Below are 26,526 nucleotides of genomic sequence, written 5' to 3' on the forward strand. Positions count from 1 at the left end.
GCCCCGGCGCGATGTCCTCGCACGATGCCGCTCCGGAGGCCGAGTGAACGGGCGAAATGCTTCCCCTATCCTTGTTGAGGTTATAGAGGCCCGATCAGTCAAATCGGCGGAAAGGACGACCGTGGCGCTCGTCGTGCAGAAATACGGCGGATCGTCGGTGGCCGACGCCGACCGGGTTCGTCGGGTCGCCGAGCGCATCGTCGAGACCAAAAGGGCCGGCAACGAGGTCGTGGTGGTCTGTTCGGCGATGGGCGACACCACCGACGACCTGCTGGACCTGGCGCAGCAGGTCTGCTCCGCGCCGCCGGCCCGTGAGCTGGACATGTTGCTGACCGCCGGGGAGCGGATCTCCAATGCGCTGGTGGCCATGGCCGTCGAGGAGCTGGGCTGCAACGCGCGTTCCTTCACCGGCTCGCAGGCCGGCGTCATCACCACCGGGGCCCACGGCAAGGCCAAGATCATCGACGTCACACCGGGCCGGCTGCAGGCCGCCCTCGGCGAGGACCAGGTGGTGCTGGTCGCCGGCTTCCAGGGCGTCAGCCAGGACACCAAGGACGTCACCACGTTGGGCCGCGGCGGCTCGGACACCACCGCGGTGGCCCTGGCCGCGGCGCTGCACGCCGATGTCTGCGAGATCTACACCGATGTCGACGGCATCTTCAGCGCCGACCCGCGCATCGTGCCCAACGCCAAGCGCCTGGACACCGTCACCTTCGAGGAGATGCTCGAACTCGCCGCCTGCGGCGCCAAGGTGCTCATGCTGCGCTGCGTGGAATACGCCCGCCGCTACCACCTGCCCATCCACGTCCGGTCCTCCTACTCGGACAAGCCCGGCACCATCGTTTCCGGATCGATCAAGGACATCCCCATGGAAGACGCCATCCTGACCGGAGTCGCGCACGACCGCAGCGAAGCCAAGGTGACCGTGGTCGGCATCCCCGACCTGCCCGGCTACGCCGCCAAGATCTTCCGGGCCGTCGCCGACGCCGACATCAACATCGACATGGTGCTGCAGAACGTCTCCAAGGTCGAGGACGGCAAGACCGACATCACCTTCACCTGCCCCCGCGACAACGGCCCGGCCGCGGTGGCCAAGCTGGAGTCGCTCAAGAGCGAGATCGGCTTCGCCGAGGTGCTCTACGACGCCAAGGTGGGCAAGGTGTCGCTGATCGGCGCCGGGATGCGCAGCCACCCGGGTGTGACGGCCACGTTCTGCGAGACGCTGGCCGACAACGGGGTCAACATCGACTTGATCTCCACCTCCGAGATCCGGATCTCGGTGCTGTGCGCCGAGGACGATCTGGACAAGGCCGTCGTCGCCCTGCACGAGGCGTTCGCGCTCGGCAGCGACGAGGCGGCCACCGTCTACGGCGGGACGGGGCGCTAAATGGTTGCCATCGGTGTGGTCGGTGCCACCGGCCAGGTCGGCCAGGTGATGCGCGCCCTGCTGGAGGAGCGCAACTTCCCGGCCGAAGAGGTGCGGTTCTTCGCTTCGGCGCGCTCGGCCGGACGCAAGCTGGCATTCCGCGGCGCCGAGATCGAGGTCGAGGACGCCGAGACCGCCGACCCGGCCGGGCTGGACATCGCGCTGTTCTCCGCCGGGGCGACCATGTCGCGGGTGCAGGCGCCGCGGTTCGCCGCCGCCGGTGTCACGGTGATCGACAACTCGTCGGCGTGGCGCAAGGACCCCGAGGTACCGCTGGTGGTCTCGGAGGTGAACTTCGACCGGGACGTGCGCGGCAAGACGTTGCCCAAGGGCATCATCGCCAACCCGAACTGCACCACGATGGCGGCGATGCCGGTGCTCAAGCCGCTGCATGAGGAGGCCGGCCTGACCCGGTTGATCGTCTCCACCTACCAGGCGGTCTCGGGCAGCGGGTTGGCTGGCGTGCAGGAGCTGGCGACCCAGGTCCGGGCGGTGCTCGACGGCGCCGAGCAGCTGGTGCACGACGGTGGCGCGGTCGATTTCCCGGCACCGAACAAGTACGTCGCCCCCATCGCGTTCAACGTGGTGGCGCTGGCGGGTTCACTGGTCGACGACGGCTCGGGCGAGACCGACGAGGACCAGAAGCTGCGCTACGAGAGCCGCAAGATCCTCGGTATCCCCGAGCTTTTGGTCAGCGGCACCTGTGTCCGGGTACCGGTGTTCACCGGCCACTCGCTGTCGATCAACGCCGAGTTCGCCCGGCCGCTGTCGCCGCAGCGCGCCGCTGAGCTGCTGGCGCAGGCTCCGGGTGTGACGGTGACCGACGTGCCGACCCCGTTGGCCGCCGCGGGCGCCGACGACTCGCTGGTGGGCCGGATCCGGGTCGACCCGGGTGCTCCCGACGGGCGGGGCCTGGCCCTGTTCGTCTCCGGCGACAACTTACGTAAGGGCGCGGCGCTCAACACGATTCAGATCGCCGAGCTGCTGGCTGAGGCTTCAGGCTCCTAACGCGGCTCCCCCCAGGCGCCGAACGTGTACTCAGCCCGAAATTCTCCAGGATTTTTCGGGCTGAATACACGCTCGGCGGGGTCGGCGGTGATGGCACTGCTGTTGGCGCTGCCCGCGACGGCGCACGCCGAGCCGCCCGCACCCATCCCGCGTCCGGTGCTGTGGCCGCTCGCCGAGGGCCAAGTGGTGCGCATCGGCCCCACCGCCGGAACCGGCACGCCCACCGGCGATTACGGGATCGGCGCCACCGACCTGTGCGAGTTCATGGAGTTCCCCAGCGCGGTGCTGCAGATCTGCGGCGACAGCTTCGCAGGGCAGGGCGTGGGCTACGGCGGCTGGTATTCGCCGATCGCGCTGCGCGCCGATCCCGACTCGGTGGATGACCCCGCCGGGGTGCGCTACACCGGGGTGCTGGGAGTGGACAAGCCGCTGCTCGCCGACCCGGCGCCGGTGGGCGCAAACCAACTGCCGGCCGGGATCGTGTCGATCAACCGGACCAACTATCTGCTGGTGACCACCGCGAAGATGCTGGTGCCACAGAGCTCGCGGCTGGTGAAAGCCGATCCGGCGCAACCGGGTTGGCAGACGGTTCCCGGATCGGTGCGACCGGCCTCCTATCAGGATCACGGCCAGTCCCAGATCAGCGGCTACTACGACCCGGTGCCGACGCCGGACTCGGCCACCGGCTGGGTGTACATCGTCGCCAACAACTTCGACCGCAGCGCCGCGGTGACGCTCTACCGGGTCGCCCCGGCCCGGTTCACCGACCGCAGCGCCTGGCAGGGCTGGTCGGCGAGCGCCGGCTGGGGACATCCGCCCACACCGCTGTGGAACGACCAGATCGGTGAGCTCAGCCTGCGCCAGGTCGACGGCAAGCCGGTGCTGTCCTACTTCAACGGCACCACCGGCAACATGGAGGTGCGGGTCGCCTACGAGCCGACCGGGCTGGGCACCGCCCCGGTGACCACGGTGGTCCAGCATGCCGAGTGGCCGGATCCGCCGGTGCCCGTCGAGACCCTGCCGTCACCGTTCGACAACCGCCTGGCTCAGCCCTACGGCGGCTACATCTCCCCGGGATCGACGCTGGACGAGCTGCGGGTGTTCGTCAGCCAATGGAACACCCAGCCGCGGGACCGGGCGCCCTATCGGGTCATCCAGTTCGCGGTCAACCCGTTCAAGCCCTGGTCGGTCAGTCCACCGTCGTGATCGAGTCCCCGGTGATGCCGGCGGCACGGCGCGCCGCCAGCCGGCGCTTCTGCGGCTCGATGGTGTAGCGCGGGTCCTTCGCCGAGGCCATGCCGGCCTCGAAGATCCCGAACCGGGTCAGCGCCGAGGCGCCCAGCAGCGCCAGGCCTGAGAGCGCCGCAAGGCCGCGGCGCCGCCCGCCCACCAGCGTCCCGAGCCCGCCGGCGATCGCCAGCCGTTCGCTCCACCGCAGCATCGCCCCGGCGCGGCCGCGCCGCAGCGGCTCGGCGGCGGTCGGGTCCATCCGGTGTTCCATGGCGCGCATCGCGATGAGGTCGCCGAGGACCCCGAGCACCGCCAAACGCCGGGCCGGCCCGGCCTCGCGCACCGGCGTGGTCAGCATCGCCAGACCGCCGGAGGCCAGGCCGGCCGAGCTGACGAACACGAACGGCAGGTCGCGGTGCGCGCCGTGCCAGGTCGGGGTCGCGGTGTCGCCGAGCAACACCGCGGTGTAAACGGCCAGCGGTGCGGCGAACACCCCGGCCTCCAGACCGGCCGGTCCCTCCGCGGCCCGCAGTGCGCCGCGCAGCGGCCCCAGGGGCAGCCGCCGGCCGGTCAGCCGATCCACCTCGGCGGCGGCCGCGACGCCGGTGCCCGCGCCGAACGCCGACAGGATCCACGAGCCCATGCTCATCGGCGAGGTCAACTTGATGGTGCGCAGCATGTTCACGAAGCGCTCCGGGCGGCCCAGGTCGCTGATCAGGGCGGCAGTGCTCAGGCCCAGAGCGCCGAGAGCAGACAACCGGGCGTTGCGCCGCAACACCTTTCGGCCGGTGAGTTGGGCGCCGGCGGCCAGCAGCCCGGATCCGCCGGCCACGCCGCCCAGGAAGAGGTATGCGGCTATCTCGTGGGACCACGGCGCCGGCTTGACCACCGGGCGCCCGTAGTAGGAGCTGAACTGCACGTCGGGAACCATCGCCATCTCGCGGCCACCGTCCCCGCCGCCGCGGCGCTTGCCGTCACCGCGGCGTGGCCCACCGGCGACCGCGCTCATCGGCGTCCCCCCCAGAAGGCGACGGCCGCCGCGGCCAGCATTCCCGCCGCCGCCATCGCCGAGCGCTTGAGCATGGCCGGCAGGTCGGCGGTGCCCACCCGCGGGTCGGGCGGAAGCCCATACACCTCCGGCTCGTCGAGCAGCAGGAACACCGAACCGGTGCCGCCCACCCCGTCATGCTCATTGGCCCCGTACAGCCGGGCCTCGGTTCGGCCCTGGGCGTGCAGCTGGGCCACCCGCTGCCGGGCCCGCTCCACCAGCTCGTCGTGGTCGCCGTACCGGATGGACTGCGTCGGACAGGTCTGCGCGCATGCCGGCGGCGCCCCGTCGACCAGCCGGTCGTAGCACAGCGTGCACTTCTGGGCGACGCCGTTGTTAGGCACCGGTTCCGGGCCGCGGGCGGTCCGGGGCTCGGCGATGCCGTCGGTGCGCCGTTCGATCACCCCGAACGGGCACGCCGGCACGCAGTTGCCGCAGCCGTTGCAGACGTCGGCCTGCACCACCACCGTGCCGAACTCGGTGCGGAACAGCGAACCGGTCGGGCACACATCCAGGCAGCCCGCGTGCGTGCAGTGCTTGCAGACGTCCGAGGCCATCAGCCAGCGGAACTGATCGGTGTCCGGCGGTGCGAGATCCGGCGTGGCGTCTGGGTCATGGGGCATCTTCGGCATGCCCAGGCCGATCAGTTGGCGCCCGGACTCCCGGGCCTCCTCGATGCGGTCACGGTTCTGCTCGATGAACGCCACGTGCCGCCAGGTGCTGGCGCCCAGCGCGCCGGTGTTGTCGTAGGACGAGCCGAGCAACTCCAGCGGACCGTCCTGGGGGTTGTGGTTCCACTCCTTGCACGCCACTTCGCAGGCCTTGCAACCGATACAGATCGACGTGTCGGTGAAGAACCCCTTGCGCGCCTGTTGCGCCGACCACCGGGCGTCGGCGGCCGGGTCGGTCGGCCCGGACAGTTGGCCCATCAGTCCCGCCCTTCCGGATCAATGGCATTGTTGCCGGTCTGCGGCGTTGTGCCAGAACGGCTTTGGTATTCGGCGATCAGGTGCAGCAGCTCCTGCCCGTGTGGGCGCCGGCCCGGGCGGATGTCGCACGCGCCGACCTTGGACTCCTGGATCTGCACGTTGGGATCCAGGGTCACCCCCAGCAGATCGTTGGCGGAGTCGCCGCTGACCATCGCATCCCCGCCGACTCCCCAGTGGTAGGGCAGCCCGATCTGGTGCACGGTATGACCGCCGACGATCAACGGCGTCATCCGGTCGGTCACCAGCACCCGTGCCTCGATCGCCGCGCGCGGCGAAACGATGGTGGCCCAGCCGAAGTTCTCCAGGCCCCGTTCGGCGGCCAGGGCGGGGGAGACCTCGCAGAACATCTCCGGCTGGAGTTCGGCCAGATACGGCAGCCAGCGACTCATGCCGCCGGCCGTGTGGTGCTCGGTGAGCCGGTAGGTGGTGAACACGTACGGGTAGACGTCCACAGCGGGCTCCCCGGCGCTGGGAGCCGTCAGATTGTCTTTGCGTGGGAAGGTGATTCGCGCGGGGTTGCGCTGCTGGTGGTAGACCGCGTTGGCGATCGGCGACTCCTGCGGCTCGTAGTGGGTGGGCAACGGGCCGTCCACCACGCCCTTGGGCGCGAACAGCCAGCCCTTGCCGTCGGACTGCATGATGAACGGGTCGTCGCCGGCCAGCGCGTCCGGGCCGCCCAGAGTCGAGTCGGGCCGCGCCCCCGGGGCGCGGTCGACGATGAAGTCGGGCACGTCGTGACCCACCCAGCGGCCCAGCTCGGCGTCCCACCAGACGTAGCGCTTGCGTTCGCTCCACGGCACCCCGTCGGGGTCGGCCGAGGCCCGGTTGTACAGGATCCGCCGATCGGCCGGCCATGCCCAGCCCCACTCCGACTGGCTGGGGCCCGGCCCGCCGCCGGGGACCCGGCGGGCCGCCCGGTTGACGCCGTCGGCGTAGACCCCGGCGTAGATCCAGCAGCCGGCGGCCGTGGATCCGTCGGCGCGCAGCTCGGCGAAGCCCGAGACGCACCGGCCGGCATCCGGGCCGGTCAACCGCCGCCCGTTGACTTCGGCCAGCACGAATTCCGGGTCGGGGTCGCCGTGCTCGTCGACGGGATAGTCCCAGACCAGATCCAGCAGCGGCCGGTCCCGGGGATCGGTCGACGCGGCGAGCTTCTCGCGGATGCGGCTGCCCAGCCTGACGAAGAACTGCAGCTCGCTGATGCAGTCGCCCGGCGGTGCGACGGCCTGGTGTCGCCACTGCAGCAGGCGCTGGGTCTGGGTGAATGTCCCGGCCTTCTCGACGTGGCTGGCCGCCGGGAGGAAGAACACCTCGGTCTCGATGTCTTCGGTGCGCAGTTCGCCGGAGGCGATCTCGGGGCCGTCCTTCCACCAGGTGGCCGACTCGATCAGGTTCAGATCCCGCACCACCAGCCATTTCAGATGTGACATGCCCAGGCGCTGCTGGCGGCCGTTGGCCGAACCGACGGCCGGGTTCTGCCCGAGCAGGAAGTAGCCCTCCACCTCGTCGTCGAGCATGCCGGTCACGGTCTGGTAGGTGCCGTGCGCGCCGGTCAGCTTCGGCAGGTAGTCGAACGCCCAGTCGTTCTCGGCGGTCGCGGCGTCGCCCCACCACGCCCGCAGCAGGCTGACCAGATAGGCGTCGGCGTTGGCCCAAAAGCCCTTCTGGCTCTTCGAGCCGACCCGGTCCAGGTATTGGCCGAGGGTGTCGTCGCGCCCGGCCTTGGGCATCGGCAGATAGCCGGGCAGCATGTCGTAGAGCGTCGGGATATCGGTGGAGCCCTGAATGCTGGCATGGCCGCGCAGCGCCATGATCCCGCCGCCCGGCCGGCCCACGTTGCCCAGCAGCAGCTGCAGGATCGCGGCGGTGCGAATGTATTGGGCGCCCAGGGTGTGCTGTGTCCAGCCCACCGCGTAGGCGAAGCAGGTGGTGCGTTCGCGTCCTGAGTTTTCCGTCACCGCACGGGCCAGGTAGGCGAACATCTCGGGATCGATGCCGCAGACCTCGCGGACCATCTCGGGGGTGTAGCGCGCGTAGTGCCGCTTGAGGATCTGGAAGATGGTCTGCGGGTGCTGCAGGGTTTCGTCGCGCAGCACCCGGGGGTGTTCGAGCGGCGCTCCGGCAGCGCCGAGCGTCTCGCCGGCCGCGCGCGCCGAAGCGCTGCTGCCGTGCTCGTGTCCGCCGCCGGGGGAGCCGATGACACCGGCGTCACGGCTCTGATACGCCCAACTCGTCGGGTCGTACTGCCCGGTCTCGGGGTCGAACCCGGAGAACAATCCGCCCAGGTCCTCGGTGTCGCGGAAGTCCTCGCTGATCAGCGTCGCGGCGTTGGTGTAGGCGAGCACGTAGTCACGGAACCACAGGTCGTGGGTGAGCACGTGGTTGATCAGCGCACCCAGCAGCACCACGTCGGAGCCGGCCCGGATCGGGATGTGCTTGTCGCACACCGCCGAGGTCCGGGTGAACCGCGGATCGACATGGATCACCACCGCACCGCGGGCCTTGGCCTCTTCCACCCACTGGAATCCCACCGGATGGCATTCGGCCATGTTCGAGCCCTGGATGACGATGCAGTCGGCATTCGCCATGTCTTGCAGATATTGCGTCGCGCCACCGCGACCGAAGGAGGCTCCCAGACCGGGAACCGTGGCGGAGTGTCAAATACGAGCTTGGTTGTCGATCTGTATCACGCCGGCGGCGGTGAAGAGTTTCTTGATGACGTAGTTCTCTTCGTTGTCCAGGGTCGCACCGCCCAGCGAGGCGATGCCCATGGTGCGCCGCACCGGCCGGCCCGCGCTGTCGTGCTCCTGCCACTTGCTGCGCCGCGACGCGATGAACCGGTCGGCCACCATGTCGATCGCGGTGTCCAGTTCCAGCGGCTGCCACTGCGTGGCGCGCGGTGCCCGGTAGAGCACGGCGACCTGGCGGCCCGGCGAGTTGACCAACTGTTCGCTCGCCGCGCCTTTCGGGCACAGCCGACCGCGCGAGATCGGCGAGTTCGGATCGCCCTCGATCTGCACGACCTTCTCGTCTTTGACGTAGACGCGCTGGCCGCAGCCCACCGCGCAGTACGGGCAGACGCTGCTGACCACCCGGTCGGCGGTCGCGGTTCGCGGCGCAACGCTGCGGGTCTGCTCGGAGGTCACCGCCGGGCCGCGGCCGAACACGTCGCCGGTGCGCAGCTGCCGGATCACCGGCCATTCCAGGAATTTTCGCTGAGCCATCCTCGTAGCGTAGTCCCGCTGATCGCGTGTGACGCCCCCTTCGTCGGCAACCGGGCGCCGCGGCCGAAACCGACCCGCGATGATGGAGCGATGAGTCGGATAACGCAGCGCCGGCGGGTCAGCCGCCTCGTCGCAGGGGAGGCGACGCAGCGGCTGGAGACACTGGCGGTGGAGGAGCCGCTGGAAATCCGGCTGGACGGCCGGCCGCTCACCGTCACCATGCGCACGCCGGGATCCGATGTCGAGCTGGCGCAGGGCTTCTTGCTCTCCGAGGGGATCATCGCCGGGCGGGACGACGTACAGAGCGCGCGTTACTGCGGCGAATCGGGGTCCACCGACACCTACAACGTGCTGGACGTGACGCTGGCGCCGCACGTGCCGCCGCCGGTGGTGGACATCTCCCGCAATTTCTACGCCACCTCCTCGTGTGGCATCTGCGGCAAGGCCGCCCTGGACGCGGTGCGTCTTTCGAGCCGATACCGCCCGGGCGACGACCCGGTCCAGGTGCCCGCGGCGGCGTTGACCGCGCTGCCCGAGCAGTTGCGGGCCGCGCAGGACGTCTTCGCCCGCACCGGAGGTCTGCATGCCGCGGCGCTGTTCGACTTCACCGACGGCGGCACGATGCAGGTCGTCCGGGAGGACATCGGCCGGCACAACGCCGTCGACAAGGTGATCGGCTGGGCGCTGGAGCGCGGCCGGGTTCCGTTGACCGGGTCGGTGCTGCTGGTCAGTGGGCGGGCTTCGTTCGAGTTGACGCAGAAGGCGGTGATGGCCGGGGCACCCATCCTGGCTGCGGTGTCGGCGCCGTCGTCGCTGGCGGTCGACTTGGCTGAGGAATGCGGGTTGACGCTGGTTGCGTTCCTGCGGGGTGACTCGATGAACGTCTACAGCCGACCCGACCGCATCACCGGTGGCGATCTGCCGCAATAGATCGAAAACCTAGGTAAACGGCGTAGCATCAGGCCTCAGTTATCGACCGGACCGATTGCGTGCCGTCCGGGAAAGCGCTCCGTGCCCCCGCGATCGGCCCGGTTGCATCCTCGAGGGAACCCGAGCGGCCCGGTCCGCGACTAATCGGTAGTTGAGGAATAGGGGTGTGGAGATGAGCTTGTTGGATGCGCATATTCCGCAGTTGGTTGCCTCGGAGTCGGCGTTCGGCGCCAAGGCGGCGTTGATGCGGTCGACGATGGCGCAGGCGGAGCAGGCGGCGATGTCGGCGCAGGCGTTTCACGTCGGTGAGGCGGCGGCGGCGTTTCAGGGGTCGCATGCGCGGTTTGTGGCGATGGCGGCGCGGGTGAATGCGTTGCTGGACATGGCGCAGGTCAATCTGGCCGATGCCGGTTCGACGTATGTGGCGGCCGATGCGGCTGCGGCCTCGGGTTACACCGGGGTTTAGGGCTATCGGGGCCAGAGACAGGAGAACAGTCTGATGTCGCAGATTATGTACAACTACCCGGCGATGCTGGCGCATGCCGCGGAGATGAACACCTACGCCGGGACGTTGCAGGCCGTGGGTGCCGATATCGCCAGTGAGCAGGCGGCGTTGTCGGCGGCGTGGCACGGCGATACGTCGATGACGTATCAGGCGTGGCAGGCGCAGTGGAATCAGGCGATGGAGGAGTTGGTGCTGGCCTATCGGGCGATGGCCACCACGCACGAGACCAACACCTTGATGATGAACGCGCGCGACACCGCCGAAGCCGCCAAGTGGGGCTGACGGGGGCCGGGGAGCGGGCTTCGGCCGCGGTTCCCGGGGTGTTGCACCGTGCTCGGGTGGGGAGGGCGACATGCCGTTGATGCGCAGTGAAGGCGACAGCTGGGACATCACCAGCAGCGTGGGTTCGACCGCGCTGTTCGTCGCGGCGGCCCGGGCGCTGGAAGCCGCCAAACCGGAGCCGGCGGCGGTCGATCCCTATGCCGAGCTGTTCTGCCGGGCGGCCGGTGGAGACTGGGCGGCGGTGCTCGACGGCAGCCTGCCCGACCACGAATTGATGTCCAGTGATTTCGGGGAGCCCTTCGTCAACTTCCAGGGCGCGCGTACCCGCTACTTCGACGAGTACTTCAGCGCGGTCATGGCGGCCGGGGTGCGCCAGGTGGTGATTCTGGCGGCCGGGCTGGACTCCCGGGCGTACCGGTTGCCGTGGCCGGACGGGACGACGATCTACGAGCTGGACCAGCCGCAAGTGCTCGCCTTCAAGAGCTATGTGCTGTCGCAGCGCGGTATCCGGCCCAAGGCGGAGCGTCGTGAGGTCGCTGTCGACCTGCGGGAGGACTGGTCGCAGGCGCTGCGTGACGCCGGCTTCGATCCCACGAAACCCTCGGCGTGGATCGCCGAGGGCCTGCTGATCTATCTGCCCGCTGAGGCCCAACAGCAGCTGTTCGCCGGTATCGAGCGCCTGACGGCCCCGGGCAGCTATGTCGCGGTCGAGGATGGCGCGCCGATGTCCCCGCAAGACTACGAAGCGGCCGTGGCCGCCGAAGTCGAGGCGGGCGACGACGCCCGCATCTTCCATCGGCTGGTCTACAACGAGCGCCACGCGCCCGCCGATCTGTGGTTCGGCGCGCGCGGGTGGACCGCCACCGTGACGCCGTTGGAGTCCTGCCTGCGGGAGCTGGGTCGCCCGGTCCCGGAACCGGACACTCCGGCGGGGCAGATGATCCGGCGGAACTCCCTGGTGCGGGCCGTCAAAGGCTAGCTGCGGTCGTCAGAGCGAACCGTTGCCGACGAGTGGGCCGGCATGCGGTAGCGTGCAAAGCAATCGAAAATGATTTTCAATAAGGAGTCGGTCAATGGGTTGGAACGACGTCGGTGCGCCTACGTCCGGTCCGGGGGCGGTATGGCGCCTCGCGGCAGTGATGGAAGTCGCTCGGCGATCGTCTCGATCGACCTCGACAGTTAGCTTATGCAATGCTAACTTCAGCCGAATTGGTTCAGTCAATGACAGTGAAGGGGCGAGCCACGCATGAACAACGGTGATGCGGCTCTGCTCACCCCGCAGCCACGGGTCGACGAAGAAACCCTCAGCCGGTTCGCCACCTGCTGCCGGGCGCTGGGCATCGAGGTCGACCAGCGCAAACGCCCCGCCGACCTGGTCGCGGCCCGCAGCGGCTTCGCAGCGCTCACCCGGATCGCCCACGAGCAGTGCGACGCCTGGACCGGCCTGGCCGCCGCCGGCGACCAGTCGCCGCGGGTGCTGGCCGCCATCTCGCAGACCGCCCGCAGCTCGGGCGTTCTGCAGCGGCGCCTCGACCTCAAGCAAGGTGAACTGGGCTTTCACTACGACACCGGGCTCTACCTGAAGCTGCGCGCCACCGAACCCGACGACTTCCACCTCGCCCACGCCGCCCAGCTGGCGATGGCCGGCCGGTGCGCCGAGGCCAACGCCGTGGTCTCCGAGATCAGCCAGCGCCGCCCCGGCTGGAACGACGCCCAGTGGCTGGCGATCGCGGTGAACCACCACGCCGGACGCTGGTCGGACATGGTCAAGCTGCTGACCCCCATCGTCAACGACCCCGGGCGCGACGAGCTGTTCACCCACGCCGCCAAGATCGCCCTGGGAATCGCCCTGGCGCGGCTGGGCATGTACGCCCCGGCGTTGTCCTACCTGGAGGAGCCGGACGGGCCCATCGCCGTCGCGGCGACGGACGGAGCGCTGGCCAAGGGCCTGATCCTGCGCGCCCAGGACGACGAGGAGACCGCGGCCGAGGTGCTGCAGGACCTCTATGCCGCCAACCCGGAGAACGAACAGGTTCAGCAGGCGCTGCTGGATCACAGCTTCGGGATCGTCACCACCACCGCGGCCCGCATCGAGGCGCGCACCGATCCGTGGGACCCCGCCACCGAGCCCAGCGCCGAGGACTTCGTCGATCCGTCCGCCCACGAACGCAAGGCCGAACTGCTGGCCGAGGCCGAGCGCGAACTCGGCGAGTTCATCGGGCTCTCGGAAGTCAAGAACCAGGTGCAGCGGCTCAAGAGCTCGGTGGCCATGGAAGTGGTGCGCAAGCAGCGCGGGCTCGCCGTCGGCCAGCGCGCCCACCACCTGGTCTTCGCCGGACCGCCCGGAACCGGTAAGACCACCATCGCCCGCGTGGTGGCCAAGATCTACTGCGGCCTGGGGCTGCTGAAGAAAGAGAACATCAAAGAGGTGCACCGGGCCGACCTGATCGGCCAGCACATCGGCGAGACCGAGGCCAAGACCAACGCCATCATCGACAGCGCCCTCGACGGCGTGCTGTTCCTCGACGAGGCCTACGCGCTGGTGGCCACCGGCGCCAAGAACGACTTCGGTCTGGTCGCCATCGACACCCTGCTGGCGCGGATGGAGAACGACCGTGACCGCCTGGTGGTGATCGTCGCGGGTTACCGCGCTGACCTGGACCGGTTCCTGGACACCAACGAGGGTCTGCGCTCGCGGTTCACCCGCAGCATCGAGTTCCCGTCGTACCAGCCGCCGGAGTTGGTCGAGATCGCCGTGAAGATGGCCGAGCAACGCGACAGCCGTTTCGAGCAGACCGCGCTCGAGGAGATGCAGGCGCTGTTCGGTCAGCTTGCCGCCGCGTCGCACCCCGACGCCAACGGCATCGACCGCCGCAGCCTGGACATCGCCGGTAACGGCCGGTTTGTGCGAAACCTGGTCGAACGCTCGGAGGAAGAGCGCGAATTCCGGCTTGACCATTCCGAACAGTCCGGCACCGGGCTGTTCACCGATGAGGAGCTCATGACGATCACGACCGAAGACGTCCGCAACTCGGTGGCGCCGTTGCTGCGTGGCCTGGGCCTGGAGGCCAACCAATGAGCGCCCCGTTGGAGCGGCCCGAGGACCAGCGGCGCTCATTCGCCTCGCGCACCCCGGTCAACGACAACCCCGACCGGGTCGAGTACCGGCGCGGGTTCGTCACCAAACACCAGGTCAGCGGCTGGCGTTTCGTCATGCGCCGGATCGCCTCCGGCGTCGCCCTGCACGACACCCGGATGCTGGTGGAGCCGCTGCGCTCCCAGACCCGCGCCGTGTTGATGGGTCTGCTGGTACTGGCCACCGTGGTGGGCGGCTGCTTCGTGTTCACCCTGATCTGGCCCAACAGCGCGGCCAACGACGACCCGGTGCTGGCCGACCGCACCACCTCGGCGCTGTACGTGCGGGTCGGCGACCAGCTGCACCCGGTCCTGAACCTGACGTCGGCGCGCCTGATCGCCGGGCGACCGGTCAACCCGACCATGGTGAAAGGTGCTGCGCTGGACAAATTCGCCCGCGGCAACCTCATCGGCATTCCCGGCGCCCCCGAACGCATGGTGCCCAATAGCACCCGCGACGCCGAGTGGACGGTGTGCGACGCGGTGTCGGGTTCGACCGCCGGTGTGACGGTGATCGCCGGCCCGTTGGATCACAGCGGTTCGCGTGCCGGTGTGCTGGGCGCTGACGCAGTGGTGCTGGCCGACAACGGATCCGGCGCCTGGATGCTGTGGGACGGCAAGCGCAGCCGCATCGATCTGTCCGACCGGACCGTCACCGCGGCACTGGGCCTCGGTGAGCGCGGCGCGGCGGTCCCCACGCCGCGCACGATCGCCACGGGCCTGTTCAACACCGTTCCGGAGGCGCCGGCCTTGGTGGCGCCGGTGATCGCCGGCGCGGGCGCCAAACCGTCCTACGACTTGCCGGCAGCCGCCCCCGTGGGCGCCGTGGTGGCCGCGCACGTGCTCGACGGCGGCTCCGAAGCCGCGTTGCGCTACTACGCGGTGCTCGAAGACGGCTTGCAGCCGATCTCGGGAGTGCTTGCGGCGGTGCTGCGTAACACCGATTCGCATGGTTTGGAGCGGCCGCCGGTGTTGGGCGCTGATGACATTGCGCGGTTGCCGGTGTCGCGGCAGTTGGATGTCGCGCGTTTCCCGGAGCGGCCGGTGCATGTGGTCGATGGTGTGTCGGCGCCGGTGACGTGCGCGCAGTGGAGCAAGCCCGCCGGCGCGAGCACCAGTTCGTTGACGTTGCTGTCGGGTTCGACGCTGCCGTTGCGCGAGGGTGTGCGCACGCTGGATCTGGTGGGTGCCGGAGTGGGCGGCACGGCCGCCCGCGTCGCCCTGACCCCCGGAACGGGGTACTTCGTCCAGAGCGTCAGCAGCGATCCCACGGCCGACGCGAAAGCCGGTCCGCTGTTCTGGATCTCCGACACCGGTGTGCGGTACGGCATCAACACCGAGGCCGGCAGCGCCGGCGGTGACGGCGACACGGTCTCTGCTCTCGGTTTGAGTGAGCCGGCGTTGGCCGTTCCGTGGTCGGTGCTGTCGCAGTTCGCCCTTGGACCTACTTTGTCGCGTGCTGATGCGTTGCTGGCTCATGACGGGTTGGCGCCGGATCCGAGTCCGGTCCGTCGTGCCACCACTGAGCTGGGTACCGCTGCTAACGGGGGAGAGACCCGATGAGTCGTTTGATTTTCGAGGCGCGTCGTCGGTTGCCGGTGCCGCCGGTGGATCGGGGTGCGATCACGGTGGAGGCGCCGCCGGAGTTGCCGCGGTTGGTGCCGGCGTCGTTTTTGCAGCGGGCGTTGCCGGTGGTGATCGTGATCTTGATCGTGGGCATGGTGATCGCCATGGTCGCGACGGGGATGCGGTTGGTGTCTCCGGTGATGTTGTTCTTCCCGTTTGCGTTGTTGGTGGCGGCGGCCGGTATTTATCGGGGCGGGGATAAGAAGACGCGCACCGTGGAGATCGATGCCGAGCGGGCCGATTATCTGCGGTATCTGTCGGTGGTCCGGGACAACATTCGCGGTGCTGCGGCTAAGCAGCGGGCGGCGGCGGAGTGGTCGCACCCCGATCCTGCGGATTTGGTGGCGGTGCCGGGTTCGCGGCGGCAGTGGGAACGCGATCCGCACGACGAGGACTTCCTGGTGGTGCGCACCGGGCGGCATGTGGTGCCGTTGGCTGCTGCGGTGCGGGTGGCCGATATCGCCGATGAGATTGATCTGGAGCCGGTCTCGCACAGTGCGTTGCGGTCGTTGCTGGACACCCAGCGCACGGTGCGTGATGTGCCGGTGGGGCTGGATGTGGCGAAGTTGTCGCGGGTCACGGTGCTCGGTGAGGGCGAGGATGCCGCTGATGAGGTGCGGGCGGCGTTGCGGGCGTGGGTGGCTCAGGCGGTGACGTGGCATGACCCGACGGTGTTGGGGGTGGCGCTGGCCTCACCGGAGTTGGAGTCGGCGGCGTGGTCGTGGTTGAAGTGGTTGCCGCACGCCGATATCGCCGGTCAGGTCGATGGGGTGGGCCCGGCCCGCTACCTGGCGACCAGTGCCGCGGAGTTGGTGGGGTTGTTGGCGCCGGAGTTGGCGTCGCGTCCGGCGTTCACCGGTGAGACGGAGGCGGGCCGGCATCTGTTGGTGATTGTTGATGACCCGGATTTCGATGTGGCGGGTTCGGTGTTGGGGGCCGCGCGGGCCGGGGTGACGGTGGTGCAGCGGGTGGCGGCGGCGCCGCATCGCGAGCAGTACGCCGACCCCGAACGCCCGATCCTGCGGGTGACCGCCGGTGGGGTGGCGTTGGATCGTTGGCAGGGCGGGGCCGGCTGGGTGCGTTATGTCGATGCCGCGGATTCCTTGGGCGCTGATGAGGCTGCGCATGTGGCGCGGCGGTTGTCGCGCTGGGATTCCAACCCGACCCATGCGGGGTTGCGGTCGGCGGGCACCCGTGGGGCCACGTTCACCACGTTGTTGGGGATCGCTGATGCGTCGCGGTTGGATGTGCCGGCGTTGTGGGCGCCGCGCAGCCGCGAGGAGGAGTTGCGGGTCCCGATCGGGGTGACCGCGACCGGTGAACCCCTGTTTTTCGATCTCAAGGATGAGGCCGAGGGCGGGATGGGCCCGCACGGGTTGATGATCGGCATGACCGGCTCGGGCAAGTCGCAGACGTTGATGTCGATCCTGTTGTCGTTGTTGACCACGCATTCGGCCGATCGGCTGATCGTGATCTACGCCGACTTCAAGGGCGAAGCCGGCGCGGACATCTTCCGGCATTTCCCGCAGGTCGTGGCCGTCATCTCGAACATGGCCGAGAAGAAGTCGTTGGCCGATCGCTTCGCCGACACGTTGCGTGGTGAGGTGGCGCGGCGGGAGTTGTTGTTGCGTGAGGCCGGTCGCCGGGTGCAGGGCAGTGCGTTTAACTCCGTGACCGAGTATGAGGCGGCGATCGCCGCCGGTCATGATCTGGCGCCGATCCCGACGTTGTTCATCGTGGCCGATGAGTTCACGCTGATGCTGGCCGATCATCCGGAGTATGCGGAGTTGTTCGACTATGTGGCCCGCAAGGGCCGGTCGTTCCGCATCCATATCCTGTTCGCCTCGCAGACATTGGATGTCGGCAAGATCAAGGACATCGACAAGAACACCTCGTACCGGATCGGGTTGAAGGTCGCGAGCCCGAGTGTGTCGCGGCAGATCATCGGCGTCGAGGACGCCTACCACATCGAATCGGGTAAAGAGCACAAGGGCGAGGGCTTTTTGGTGCCCGCTCCGGGGGCGGCGCCGATCAAGTTCCGCTCCACCTATGTCGACGGGATCTATGACCCGCCACGGGCGGCGCGGTCGGTGGTGATGCATGCCCTGCCCGAACCGAAACTGTTCACTGCGGCCGCGGTGGACTCCGGTGCGGAGACGGTGGTGGTCGGTGAGGTCGAGGAGGAGGTGCTGGGTCCGCCCCGCAAGCTGATCGCCACCATCGGGGATCAGTTGGCGCAGTACGGGCCGCAGGCTCCGGCGTTGTGGTTGCCGCCGCTGGATGAGCCGATTCCGTTGGCGGCGACGTTGGCCGCCGCGGGGATCGGGGCGCGGCAGCTGCGCTGGCCGCTGGGTGAGATCGACAAGCCGTTCGACATGCGGCGCGACCCCCTGGTCTTCGATGCCCGCTCCGCCTCGGGCAACCTGCTGATCCACGGTGGCCCGAAGTCGGGCAAGACCACGGCGTTGCAGACGTTCATCTTGTCGGCCGCGCAGCTGCATTCGCCGCGGGAAGTCAGTTTCTATGTCCTCGATTACGGCGGCGGGCAGCTGCGGGCCTTGCAGGATCTGGCCCATGTGGGCAGTGTGGCCTCAGGGTTGGAGCCCGAGCGGATCCGGCGGACCTTCGGTGAACTCGAGCAACTGTTGGCTGCCCGTCAGCAGCGGGAGGCGTTCCGCGACGGCAGTGTCGGGGCGTTCAACGATGGTTACGGTGAAGTGTTTTTGGTCATCGACAACCTGTATGCGTTCAGCCGCGACAACACCGATGCGTTCAACACCCGCAACCCGTTGCTGGCCAAGGTGACCGAGCTGGTCAACGTCGGTTTGGCCTACGGCATCCATGTGATCGTCACGACCCCCAGCTGGCTGGAGGTGCCGTTGGCGATGCGTGACGGGCTGGGGTTGCGTCTGGAACTCAAACTCCACGACGCCCGCGACAGCAATGTGCGGGTGGCTGGGGCGTTGACCCGGCCCGCGGAGGCGGTGCCGGCCAACCAGCCCGGCCGGGGTCTGACCATGGCTGCCGAGCATTTCTTGATCGCCCTACCGGATCTGGGTCAGATCGCGGCGATCAACGCCGGCTATCCCGGGCTGGCCGCACCCCCGGTGCGGCTGCTGCCGACCAACCTGGCTCCCGAGGAGGTCGGGCCGCTGTATCCGGCACCGGAACGCATCGTCATCGGGGTCCGCGAAGAGGACCTGGCCCCGGTGCAGGTCGACTTCACCGCCAACCCGTTGCTGCTGGTGCTCGGGGATGCCAAGTCGGGCAAGACCACTTTGTTGCGGCACATCATCCGCACGGTGCGGGAGCATTCCAGTGCCGAGCAGGTGGCGTTCACCGTGCTCGACCGGCGCCTGCATCTGGTCGATGAACCGTTGTTCGACGACAACGAATACACCGCCAACATCGACCGGATCATCCCGGCGATGCTGGGCCTGTCCGCGCTGATCGGTTCGCGGCGGCCCCCGGCGGGGTTGTCGGCGGCGGATCTGGCGGCCTGGAGCTATGAGGGGCACACCCATTACCTGCTCATCGATGATGTCGACGCGATCCCCGACACCCCGGCGTTGACCGGGCCCTATGCCGGGCAGCGTCCCTGGACCACCCTGATCGAACTGCTGTCTCAGGCCGGGGATCTGGGACTGCGTGTCATCGTCACCGGCCGGGCCACCGGCTCGGGTCACGCCCTGATGACCAACCCGTTGCTGCGCCGCCTCAACGACCTGCAAGCCACCACACTGATGCTGTCGGGCAACCCCGCCGACAGCGGCAAGATCCGAGGCCAACGCTTCGCACGCCTGCCCGCAGGCCGCGCAATCCTGCTCAGCGACAACGACGAACCCACCTACCTACAACTCGTCAACCCCACGTTCACCGAAAGCCTCACCAACTGACACGAAAGTGCGGAAGGAGTAACTGTCATGACGCTCAACGTGGTTCCCGAAGGTCTCGCCGCAGCCAGCGCAGCGGTTGAAGCGCTGACCGCCCGCCTGGCGGCCGCGCAGGCCAGCGCCGCCCCCCTGATCACCGCGGTGGTGCCGCCGGCGGCCGACCCGGTGTCGCTGCAGACCGCGGCCGGTTTCAGCGCCCAGGGCAGCGAGCACGCCGCAGTGGGCGCTCAGGGCGCCGCCGAATTGGGCCGCGCCGGTATCGCTGTCGGTGAGTCCGGTGTCAACTACGCCGCCGGTGATGCCGCGGGCGCGTCGACGTACTTCTTGGGCGCGCGGGGCTGATGGCCCTCGCCCCGGTCTGGATCGCCTCCCCGCCGGAGGTGCATTCAGCATTGCTGAGCAGCGGCCCCGGTGCGGGTCCGCTGTTGTCGGCTGCCGGGGTGTGGAATGCGCTGAGCGTCGAATACGCCTCGGCGGCAGACGAACTCACCGCGCTGCTGGGTACGGTGCAGGCCGGTGCGTGGCAAGGTCCCAGTGCCGAGCAGTATCTGGCGGCGCACGTGCCCTATCTGGCATGGCTGACTCAGGCCAGCGCGGACAGCGCCGGGGTAGCCGCCCAGCACGAGGTGGCCGCAGCGGCCTACACCAGCGCGCTGGCCACGATGCCGACCCTGCCCGAGCTGGCCGCCAACCGCATGACGCACGGGGTGTTGGTCGCCACCAACTTCTTCGGGATCAACACCATCCCGATCGCACTCAACGAAGCCGACTACGCCCGGATGTGGATCCAGGCGGCGACCACGATGGGCACCTACCATGCGGTCTCCGGTGCGGCACTGGCCTCGGCGCCGCGACCGGTGCAGGCGCCACCGGTGCTGAAAGCGGACTCCGCTGCGCCCGCGGCGGACTCCCCGCCCGCCAGCGGGGATTTCTTCACCGATCTGTGGAACCAGCTGGTTCGGCTGTTCGAGGACCCGATCGGGACAATCCAGGCGATTCTGGCCAACCCCTCCGCCTGGCTCCCACTGCTGTTTGTCGTTGGCTACCAAGCGATCTTCCAGCCCGTCGGCTGGACAACGTGGTCGCTGGTCTTCGCCAGCCCCGCCCTGCTGGCGATCATTCTCGGGGCGGCGCTGAACCTGCTGGCCGACGGAGAGATGTTTGCCCCCGTGGCCGTCGCCGCGCCGGTGCCGGCGGGCGTGGCCCCGGCGGCCGACCGCATCGCCGTGGTCGCGGGCTTCGGCCCCAGCGTTGCCACCCCCGGTGCGGCGGGTGTTCCCGGACCGCCGGCCCCGTCGGCGCCGACCGCACCCGCGCCCGCTGCCGGAACGACGGCCTTCGGATACCTGGTGGCCGGGGCGCATCCGGGCAGCGGAGTGGGCCCCACCCTGACCGGCCGGGACAAGGCGCAGGCACCGGCCTCGCGGGTGCCCGCGCCGGCGGCCGCCGTAGGCGTGTCGGCCAGGGAAAAGGCACGTGCACGACGGCGCCGCCGCGCGGTGATGCGGGACCACGCCGACGAATTCATGGACCTCGACGCCGGGGCGGCCGCGGATGCCGCGCCCCCGCAGGCAGCCCATTCGGCCGCGGCCGGCTCGGACCGCGGAACCGGGGCGCTCGGATTCACCGGAACCGTGGGCCCGCAGGCCGCTGCGACCGCGGCAGGGCTGGCCACGCTGGGCGACGGTTTCGGGGGCGGTCCCAATATGCCGATGTTGCCCGATAGCTGGGGCGAGCAGGACTTTGCCGACTCCACAGGGGAGCCGGAACCCGAACCGAAGAAGAAGTAGAGAAAGGGGTGTGGAGATGAGTCTGTTGGATGCGCATATTCCGCAGTTGGTTGCCTCGGAGTCGGCGTTCGGCGCCAAGGCGGCGTTGATGCGGTCGACGATGGCGCAGGCGGAGCAGGCGGCGATGTCGGCGCAGGCGTTTCACGTCGGTGAGGCGGCGGCGGCGTTTCAGGGGTCGCATGCGCGGTTTGTGGCGATGGCGGCGCGGGTGAATGCGTTGCTGGACATGGCGCAGGTCAATCTGGCGGATGCCGGTTCGACGTATGTGGCGGCCGATGCGGCTGCGGCCTCGGGTTACACCGGGGTTTAGGGCTATCGGGGCCAGAGACAGGAGAACAGTCTGATGTCGCAGATTATGTACAACTACCCGGCGATGCTGGCGCATGCCGCGGAGATGAACACCTACGCCGGGACGTTGCAGGCCGTGGGTGCCGATATCGCCAGTGAGCAGGCGGCGTTGTCGGCGGCGTGGCACGGCGATACGTCGATGACGTATCAGGCGTGGCAGGCGCAGTGGAATCAGGCGATGGAGGAGTTGGTGCTGGCCTATCGGGCGATGGCCACCACGCACGAGACCAACACCTTGATGATGAACGCGCGCGACACCGCCGAAGCCGCCAAGTGGGGCTGACGTCCATGATCTGCTCGGCGAGGGAAAGCAGCGATGGGTACTGAGCCCAACGCCGCCGAACTGACCGTCGAGCAAGCCTGGTACATCGCGGAAACCGTGGGTGCCGGGTCCTTCCCGTGGGTCTTGGCGATCACCATGCCCTACACCGATGCCGGGGAGCGCGGCGCGTTCATGGCGCGCCAGCGCGACGAACTGACCCGGATGGGAGTCGTCTCGCCGGACGGCACGGTCAACCCGGCCGTGGCCGAATGGATCCGAGTGGTGTGTTTCCCCGACCGGTGGCTGGACTTGCGCTACGTGAGTTCAGCCGCCGGCGGGACCCCGGAGATGCTGCGGGGCATCGTCGCGCGCCGCGATCAGCCCGGCAAGCCCGGCCGCACGGTGGTGGCACTGCGCAATGCGCAACTGGTCACCTTCACCGTGATGGACATCAACGACCCCCGCCTGCTGGTCCCGGTGCTCGGCGCGGGACTGCGCCAGCGCCCGCCCGCCCGTTTCGACGAGTTCACGCTGCCCGCCCGGGCCGGCGTGCGTGCCGACGAGCGCCTGCGCGCCGGTGCACCACTCGCGGAAGTGCTTGACTACCTAGGCATTCCCGCCTCGGCGAGGCCGATCGTCGAGTCGGTGTTCACCGGCTCGCGCAGCTATGTCGAGGTGGTGGCCGGATGCGCGCGCGACGGTCGGCACACCACCACCGAAGTCGGGCTGAGCCTGGTCGACTCCGACGCCGGCCGCATCCTGGTCACCCCGTCACAGGCGTTCGACGGCGAATGGGTCTCGACCTTCCGCCCCGGAACCGACTTTGCGACCGCCGTCGCGATCGAGCAGTTGACCGCCACCCTGCCCGAAGGCAGCTGGTTCCCCGGCCGGCGCCTGACCCGAGATTTCACCCCCCAGCTGTCCTAGACAGCGCAAACATCCCCAACAGCGAACACAACGACCTCGTAGAGAACAGAACAGGGAACACCAATGACCGAAGCCCCGGTGCTGACCAGCGCCGCCATGCCGATTGTCCGCATCGCGGTGCTGGCCGACAGTCGGTTGACCGAGATCGCCGTGCCCGCGGAGCTGCCGCTGCGTGAGATCCTCCCGGCGGTGCAACGCCTGGTGGCCCCGGCCGCCGGCGACGACACCGAACCCGGGGACGGTGCCACGACCCGGCTGAGCCTGGCGCCCGTCGGCGGCGCGCCGTTCAGCCTGGACGCCAGCCTGGACACCGTCGGAGTCGTCGACGGCGACCTGCTGGCGCTGCGGCCGGTACCGGCGGGCCCGGCGGCCCCCGGCATTGTCGAGGACATCGCCGATGCGGCCGTGATCTTCTCGGAGTCGCGGCGCAAACCCTGGGGAGCCAAGCACATTCAGCGTGCTGCGCTGGCCGCCGGAGCGGGCTTGGTGCTCGCCGCCACCGGGCTGGCCACCGCGCACAGTGCGGTCACCGGCGAACCGGCCGGTCTGTTCGCGACCGGGGCCATCGCCTTGCTCACGGTGCTCGCCGCGCTGCTGTGCCGCACCCGGTCGGCCGAAGCCGCCCTGACCCTGTCGATCGCGGCGCTGGTACCGCTCGCCGCGGCGGGCACCCTGGCCGTGCCGGGCCTGTTCAGCCCCGCCCACGTGGTGCTGGGCGCGGCCGCGGTCAGCGCCTGGTCGCTGATCTGCCTGATCCTGCCCCCGGGCGGCCGCGGTGAGCGCGGGATCGCGTTCTTCACCGCGGCGGTGGTCGTCGGTGTCGGCGTGCTGGCCACGGCTGCGATCAAGACGTTCTGGGAGCTGCCGCCCGTCAGCCTCGGATGCGGATTGATCACCGCGTCGCTGCTGTTGACCGTTGCCGCGCCGCAGGTTTCGGCGTTGTGGGCACGTCTGCCGTTGCCGGTGATCCCGGCGCCGGGTGACCCCACCCCGTCGGCGCTGCCGGAGAGCGTGCTTGCCGACCTGCCGCGCCGGGTCCGGGTCACCGATGCCCACCAGACCGGCTTCATCGCCGGCTCGGTCCTGCTCGCGGTGCTCGGCTCGATTGCCATCGCGTATGCGCCCGAAGGGCTTTCGGGCTGGGCTTGGTACGTGGTCGCGGGTATCGCGGTTGCCTCGGTGCTGCGGGCCCGGGTGTGGGACTCGGCGTGGTGCAAGGCGTGGCTGCTGGCCGAGCCGCACCTGACGGCGATCGCGCTGCTGGCCGTGTACGCGGCCACCGGCCGCTACTCGGCCGCCCTGGGCGCGGTGCTGGTGCTGGCCGCCCTCGCGGCGGTGTGGGCGGTGGTCGCGCTGAGCCCGACCGTCGCCTCGCCGGAGAGCTACTCGCTGCCGGTGCGGCGCCTGGTGGGCTTTGCGGCCTCCGGTGTCGACGCCACCCTGATCCCCGTCATGGCCTACCTGGTGGGCATCTTCGCCTGGGTTCTGTCTCGATGACCGGTGCCGCTCAGCGCAGCCGCGGCAGGTCGGCGGTCCGCGGGCTGGGCGCCGCGACGCTGGCCGCGCTGCTGACCAGTGCACCGGCGCTGGCGATCACCCCGCCGACGGTGGACCCGACCGTACCGCCGCCCAGCGGGGCGCCCGGCCCGGTCGCGGCCATGGAACAGCACGGGGACTGCGCCAGCTCGCTGCTGATGCCCGGCAGTGACGTCAGCACCGCAACGGCCGGGCAGCGGATGCTCGATCTGCCCACCGCGTGGCAGTTCTCCCGCGGCGAGGGCCAGACGGTGGCCGTCATCGACACCGGGGTCCGGCCCGGACCACGGTTGGGGGCGGTCGACTCGGGCGGTGACTACATCGGCACCACCGACGGCCTGACCGACTGTGACGGGCACGGAACACTGGTCGCCGGCATCGTGGCCGGCCAGCCCGGGGAGGACGGCTTTGCCGGAGTGGCCCCGGCGGCCCGCCTGCTGGCACTGCGGACCGCCTCGGCGACCATCTCCCCGCGCCTGGCCGGCGAAGACCCGCGAACCGCCCGCGTGATCACCGACATCACCGCATTGGCGCGTGCCATCGTGCACGCCGCGGACCTCGGTGCGCGGGTCATCACCGTCTCCACCACCACCTGCCTGCCGGCCGACCGCAACGTCGACCAGACCGCGCTGGGCGCGGCCCTGCGCTACGCGGCGGTGGAGAAGGACGTGCTGATCGTGGCGGCCGCCGGCGACGCCGGGCAGACCGGATCGGTGGGCGGCGGCGGCGAGGCATGCGAGTCCAACCCGCTCACCGACCTGAGCCGGCCGCAGGACCCCCGAAACTGGTCCGCGGTGACATCGGTGTCGGTGCCGTCCTGGTGGCACCCCTACGTGCTGTCCGTGGCGTCGCTGTCCTCGAGTGGTCGGCCGTCCGGATTCACCATGGCCGGGCCGTGGGTCGGCGTGGCCGCGCCCGGCGAGGACATCGTCTCGGTGAGCAACCGTGAGGACGGCGGGCTGGCCAATGCGCTGCCGGGCAACCAGGGCAGGCCGGTGCCGCTCAGCGGTACCGGTTACGCCGCCGGCTATGTGGCCGGGGTGGCCGCGCTGGTCCGCAGCCGCTACCCGGACCTCAACGCGATGCAGGTGGCGCACCGCATCGTCTCCACCGCCCATAACGCCGCACGCGCCCCGTCCGACGTGGTGGGCGCCGGGATCGTCGATCCGGTGGCCGCCCTGACCTGGGAACTGCCGCCGGCTGCGGATCCGGCTGCCTCGCCCGCCAAGAAGATCTCCCCACCCGCGCCGCCGCAACCGGAGAACCCGGCCCCCCGGATCGTGGCCTTCGCCGGAACCGCGCTGCTGGCCGGGCTGGTCGTCGCGGTCGCCACCGGCGCTGCAGCGGCCGCCCGCCGACGAAAGGAAGACCAGTGAGCTCCTACCGAACCACCGTTCCACGCCCCGGGCCGGCCCGGATCTGTCTGGTGCTGCTGGCCGTGGTGCCCGCGGTGATGGCCAACCCCTGGGAGACCACCACCCAGCGCTGGGTGCTGGCCGTCGGTGTTCTCGTCACGATCCTGCTGCTGGGCTGGTGGCACGGACTGCACTTCACCACGATCGCCCGCCGCCGCCTGGCCATGCTGCGCGCGCGGGGCGGCGCCCACGCCGACCGGCCGGAAGTGGCCAACACCCGGACGACGGCGGCCCTGCGGATCACCGAGCCGGGGGCCGAGCCGGGCCTGCCGCTGCCGCTGATCGCGGGGTACCTGAACCGCTACGGCCTGCGGGCCGACACGGTCCGCGTCACCAGCCGGGTGTCGCGGTCCGACAGTGGCGCCACAACCACCGACACCTGGATCAGCCTGACGTACTCGGCCGAGCCGAACCTGGCTGCGCTGCAGGCGCGTTCGGCCGCTATTCCGCTGCAGCGCACCGTCGATGTCGCCGCCCGGCGCCTCGCCGACCATCTGCGCGAAATCGGTTGGGACACCACGATCGTCGCCGGCGAGGAGATTCCGTCGCTGATCGGCGCGAAGGCCCGGGAAACCTGGCGGTGCCTGGAAGACGGCTCGGGCGACCATGTCGCGGCCTACCAGGTGGGGATCGACGCGGCGCTGGCCGACACCATCAGCCGGATTCAGGCGGTCAACGCCGATGAGGCCTGGACGGTGCTGGAGTTCGCCGAGGACAACGGTCAGCAGACCGTGGCCGCGGGCTGCGCCCTGCGTACCGGTTCGGCACCCGACGGCGGCGCCCCCGTGGCGGGACTGCAGCCGCAGCAGGGCGACCACCGCCGCGCCCTGCTGGGCCTGCACCCGTTGTCCGGCAGCCGCCTGGGCGGTCACGCCCCGCTGAACGACGACGAGATCGCCGCACTGCGGTGGCCCGTCGCGGCGACGGTTGCGGCCGCGCGTTAGCGCGCGGG

21 protein-coding genes are annotated in these 26,526 nt (G+C 69.8%); 18 read left to right on the top strand and 3 right to left on the bottom strand.

Translation table 11 applies throughout. The annotated features are described in order from the left end of the window. The first annotated feature begins 121 nt into the window (after positions 1–121). The 3 genes from AWC02_RS14310 to AWC02_RS14320 all read left to right on the top strand — a co-directional run bounded on the left by AWC02_RS14310 (position 122) and on the right by AWC02_RS14320 (position 3,640). Entirely contained in the window at positions 122–1,387 is a 1,266-nt protein-coding gene (locus AWC02_RS14310; protein ID WP_085129421.1) for an aspartate kinase, read from the top strand. Further along, the gene (locus AWC02_RS14315; RefSeq protein ID WP_085129422.1) at positions 1,388–2,434 is read left to right on the top strand and encodes an aspartate-semialdehyde dehydrogenase; all 1,047 of its coding nucleotides are present in this window, start codon (positions 1,388–1,390) and stop codon (positions 2,432–2,434) included. Between the two features lie 90 nt (positions 2,435–2,524). After that, positions 2,525–3,640: a DUF4185 domain-containing protein gene (locus tag AWC02_RS14320; RefSeq protein ID WP_085129423.1), complete on the top strand. Its 1,116-nt coding sequence runs from the start codon at positions 2,525–2,527 to the stop codon at positions 3,638–3,640. On the opposite strand, the gene nrfD is transcribed toward AWC02_RS14320, so the two are convergent. Genes nrfD through fdh form a run of 3 tightly spaced genes read right to left on the bottom strand, consistent with a single transcriptional unit; the run spans position 3,624 to position 8,925 of the window. Then, the gene (gene nrfD, locus AWC02_RS14325) at positions 3,624–4,673 is read right to left on the bottom strand and encodes an NrfD/PsrC family molybdoenzyme membrane anchor subunit (RefSeq protein WP_085129424.1); all 1,050 of its coding nucleotides are present in this window, start codon (positions 4,671–4,673) and stop codon (positions 3,624–3,626) included. The two genes, AWC02_RS14320 and nrfD, sit on opposite strands and share 17 nt — an antisense overlap. Further along, positions 4,670–5,641, bottom strand: coding sequence for a 4Fe-4S dicluster domain-containing protein (locus AWC02_RS14330; RefSeq protein ID WP_085129425.1), 972 nt, complete (start codon positions 5,639–5,641; stop codon positions 4,670–4,672). Before AWC02_RS14330 ends, nrfD begins: the two co-directional genes overlap by 4 nt. Then, entirely contained in the window at positions 5,641–8,925 is a 3,285-nt protein-coding gene (fdh, locus tag AWC02_RS14335) for a formate dehydrogenase (protein ID WP_085129426.1), read from the bottom strand. Before fdh ends, AWC02_RS14330 begins: the two co-directional genes overlap by 1 nt. A gap of 90 nt (positions 8,926–9,015) precedes the next feature. On the opposite strand from fdh, the gene fdhD reads away from it, so the two are divergent. The 15 genes from fdhD (at position 9,016) to eccE (ending at position 26,518) form a co-directional block, all read left to right on the top strand. Next, positions 9,016–9,855 (top strand): formate dehydrogenase accessory sulfurtransferase FdhD, encoded by an 840-nt coding sequence (gene fdhD / locus AWC02_RS14340; RefSeq protein WP_085129427.1) that lies wholly within the window; start codon positions 9,016–9,018, stop codon positions 9,853–9,855. Positions 9,856–10,027: 172 nt separating this feature from the next. Next, positions 10,028–10,321 carry a type VII secretion protein EsxS gene (locus AWC02_RS14345; RefSeq protein ID WP_067968459.1) on the top strand — a complete coding sequence of 98 codons (294 nt, stop codon included), beginning with the start codon at positions 10,028–10,030 and terminating at the stop codon, positions 10,319–10,321. A 33-nt stretch (positions 10,322–10,354) separates the two neighbouring features. Then, complete coding sequence (locus AWC02_RS14350; RefSeq protein ID WP_046322721.1) at positions 10,355–10,642, top strand: WXG100 family type VII secretion target; 288 nt, start codon at positions 10,355–10,357, stop codon at positions 10,640–10,642. Between the two features lie 79 nt (positions 10,643–10,721). Beyond that, on the top strand, positions 10,722–11,621 hold the full coding sequence (locus tag AWC02_RS14355; RefSeq protein WP_085129463.1) for a class I SAM-dependent methyltransferase: 900 nt from the start codon (positions 10,722–10,724) through the stop codon (positions 11,619–11,621). 267 nt (positions 11,622–11,888) lie between these two features. Further along, positions 11,889–13,721, top strand: coding sequence for a type VII secretion AAA-ATPase EccA (gene eccA / locus AWC02_RS14360; protein ID WP_085129428.1), 1,833 nt, complete (start codon positions 11,889–11,891; stop codon positions 13,719–13,721). After that, positions 13,718–15,340, top strand: coding sequence for a type VII secretion protein EccB (eccB, locus tag AWC02_RS14365; protein ID WP_085129429.1), 1,623 nt, complete (start codon positions 13,718–13,720; stop codon positions 15,338–15,340). The genes eccA and eccB overlap by 4 nt, the downstream gene beginning before the upstream one ends. Continuing rightward, positions 15,337–19,299 carry a type VII secretion protein EccCa gene (gene eccCa / locus AWC02_RS14370; protein ID WP_085129430.1) on the top strand — a complete coding sequence of 1,321 codons (3,963 nt, stop codon included), beginning with the start codon at positions 15,337–15,339 and terminating at the stop codon, positions 19,297–19,299. The genes eccB and eccCa overlap by 4 nt, the downstream gene beginning before the upstream one ends. A gap of 27 nt (positions 19,300–19,326) precedes the next feature. Next, positions 19,327–19,638: a PE family protein gene (locus AWC02_RS14375; RefSeq protein WP_085129431.1), complete on the top strand. Its 312-nt coding sequence runs from the start codon at positions 19,327–19,329 to the stop codon at positions 19,636–19,638. Beyond that, on the top strand, positions 19,638–21,086 hold the full coding sequence (locus AWC02_RS14380; RefSeq protein ID WP_085129432.1) for a PPE family protein: 1,449 nt from the start codon (positions 19,638–19,640) through the stop codon (positions 21,084–21,086). The genes AWC02_RS14375 and AWC02_RS14380 overlap by 1 nt, the downstream gene beginning before the upstream one ends. Before the next feature lie 16 nt (positions 21,087–21,102). Then, positions 21,103–21,396: a type VII secretion protein EsxS gene (locus tag AWC02_RS14385; protein WP_067968459.1), complete on the top strand. Its 294-nt coding sequence runs from the start codon at positions 21,103–21,105 to the stop codon at positions 21,394–21,396. A 33-nt stretch (positions 21,397–21,429) separates the two neighbouring features. Continuing rightward, a complete protein-coding gene (locus AWC02_RS14390) occupies positions 21,430–21,717 on the top strand; it encodes a WXG100 family type VII secretion target (protein ID WP_046322721.1) in 288 nt (95 codons plus the stop codon). A 33-nt stretch (positions 21,718–21,750) separates the two neighbouring features. Continuing rightward, positions 21,751–22,623: an ESX secretion-associated protein EspG gene (locus AWC02_RS14395; protein ID WP_085129433.1), complete on the top strand. Its 873-nt coding sequence runs from the start codon at positions 21,751–21,753 to the stop codon at positions 22,621–22,623. Between the two features lie 63 nt (positions 22,624–22,686). Further along, entirely contained in the window at positions 22,687–24,120 is a 1,434-nt protein-coding gene (gene eccD, locus AWC02_RS14400) for a type VII secretion integral membrane protein EccD (RefSeq protein WP_085129434.1), read from the top strand. Further along, positions 24,117–25,535, top strand: a complete 1,419-nt coding sequence (gene mycP / locus AWC02_RS14405; protein ID WP_085129435.1) for a type VII secretion-associated serine protease mycosin — start codon at positions 24,117–24,119, stop codon at positions 25,533–25,535. Before eccD ends, mycP begins: the two co-directional genes overlap by 4 nt. Further along, a complete protein-coding gene (eccE, locus tag AWC02_RS14410; RefSeq protein ID WP_085129436.1) occupies positions 25,532–26,518 on the top strand; it encodes a type VII secretion protein EccE in 987 nt (328 codons plus the stop codon). Before mycP ends, eccE begins: the two co-directional genes overlap by 4 nt. The last annotated feature ends 8 nt before the right edge of the window (positions 26,519–26,526 follow it).

The sequence above is a fragment of the Mycolicibacter engbaekii genome, from assembly GCF_002101585.1.
GTDB lineage: Bacteria > Actinomycetota > Actinomycetes > Mycobacteriales > Mycobacteriaceae > Mycobacterium > Mycobacterium engbaekii.

Excerpts from the sequence above, each read along its gene's own strand:
- AWC02_RS14315 (WP_085129422.1), top strand. The coding sequence starts at position 1,388 with ATGGTTGCCATCGGTGTGGTCGGTGCCACCGGCCAGGTCGGCCAGGTG.
- AWC02_RS14320 (WP_085129423.1), top strand. The coding sequence starts at position 2,525 with ATGGCACTGCTGTTGGCGCTGCCCGCGACGGCGCACGCCGAGCCGCCC.
- nrfD (WP_085129424.1), bottom strand. The coding sequence starts at position 4,673 with ATGAGCGCGGTCGCCGGTGGGCCACGCCGCGGTGACGGCAAGCGCCGC.
- AWC02_RS14330 (WP_085129425.1), bottom strand. The coding sequence starts at position 5,641 with ATGGGCCAACTGTCCGGGCCGACCGACCCGGCCGCCGACGCCCGGTGG.
- fdhD (WP_085129427.1), top strand. The coding sequence starts at position 9,016 with ATGAGTCGGATAACGCAGCGCCGGCGGGTCAGCCGCCTCGTCGCAGGG.
- AWC02_RS14345 (WP_067968459.1), top strand. The coding sequence starts at position 10,028 with ATGAGCTTGTTGGATGCGCATATTCCGCAGTTGGTTGCCTCGGAGTCG.
- AWC02_RS14350 (WP_046322721.1), top strand. The coding sequence starts at position 10,355 with ATGTCGCAGATTATGTACAACTACCCGGCGATGCTGGCGCATGCCGCG.
- AWC02_RS14355 (WP_085129463.1), top strand. The coding sequence starts at position 10,722 with ATGCGCAGTGAAGGCGACAGCTGGGACATCACCAGCAGCGTGGGTTCG.
- eccA (WP_085129428.1), top strand. The coding sequence starts at position 11,889 with ATGAACAACGGTGATGCGGCTCTGCTCACCCCGCAGCCACGGGTCGAC.
- eccB (WP_085129429.1), top strand. The coding sequence starts at position 13,718 with ATGAGCGCCCCGTTGGAGCGGCCCGAGGACCAGCGGCGCTCATTCGCC.
- eccCa (WP_085129430.1), top strand. The coding sequence starts at position 15,337 with ATGAGTCGTTTGATTTTCGAGGCGCGTCGTCGGTTGCCGGTGCCGCCG.
- AWC02_RS14375 (WP_085129431.1), top strand. The coding sequence starts at position 19,327 with ATGACGCTCAACGTGGTTCCCGAAGGTCTCGCCGCAGCCAGCGCAGCG.
- AWC02_RS14380 (WP_085129432.1), top strand. The coding sequence starts at position 19,638 with ATGGCCCTCGCCCCGGTCTGGATCGCCTCCCCGCCGGAGGTGCATTCA.
- AWC02_RS14385 (WP_067968459.1), top strand. The coding sequence starts at position 21,103 with ATGAGTCTGTTGGATGCGCATATTCCGCAGTTGGTTGCCTCGGAGTCG.
- AWC02_RS14390 (WP_046322721.1), top strand. The coding sequence starts at position 21,430 with ATGTCGCAGATTATGTACAACTACCCGGCGATGCTGGCGCATGCCGCG.
- AWC02_RS14395 (WP_085129433.1), top strand. The coding sequence starts at position 21,751 with ATGGGTACTGAGCCCAACGCCGCCGAACTGACCGTCGAGCAAGCCTGG.
- eccD (WP_085129434.1), top strand. The coding sequence starts at position 22,687 with ATGACCGAAGCCCCGGTGCTGACCAGCGCCGCCATGCCGATTGTCCGC.
- mycP (WP_085129435.1), top strand. The coding sequence starts at position 24,117 with ATGACCGGTGCCGCTCAGCGCAGCCGCGGCAGGTCGGCGGTCCGCGGG.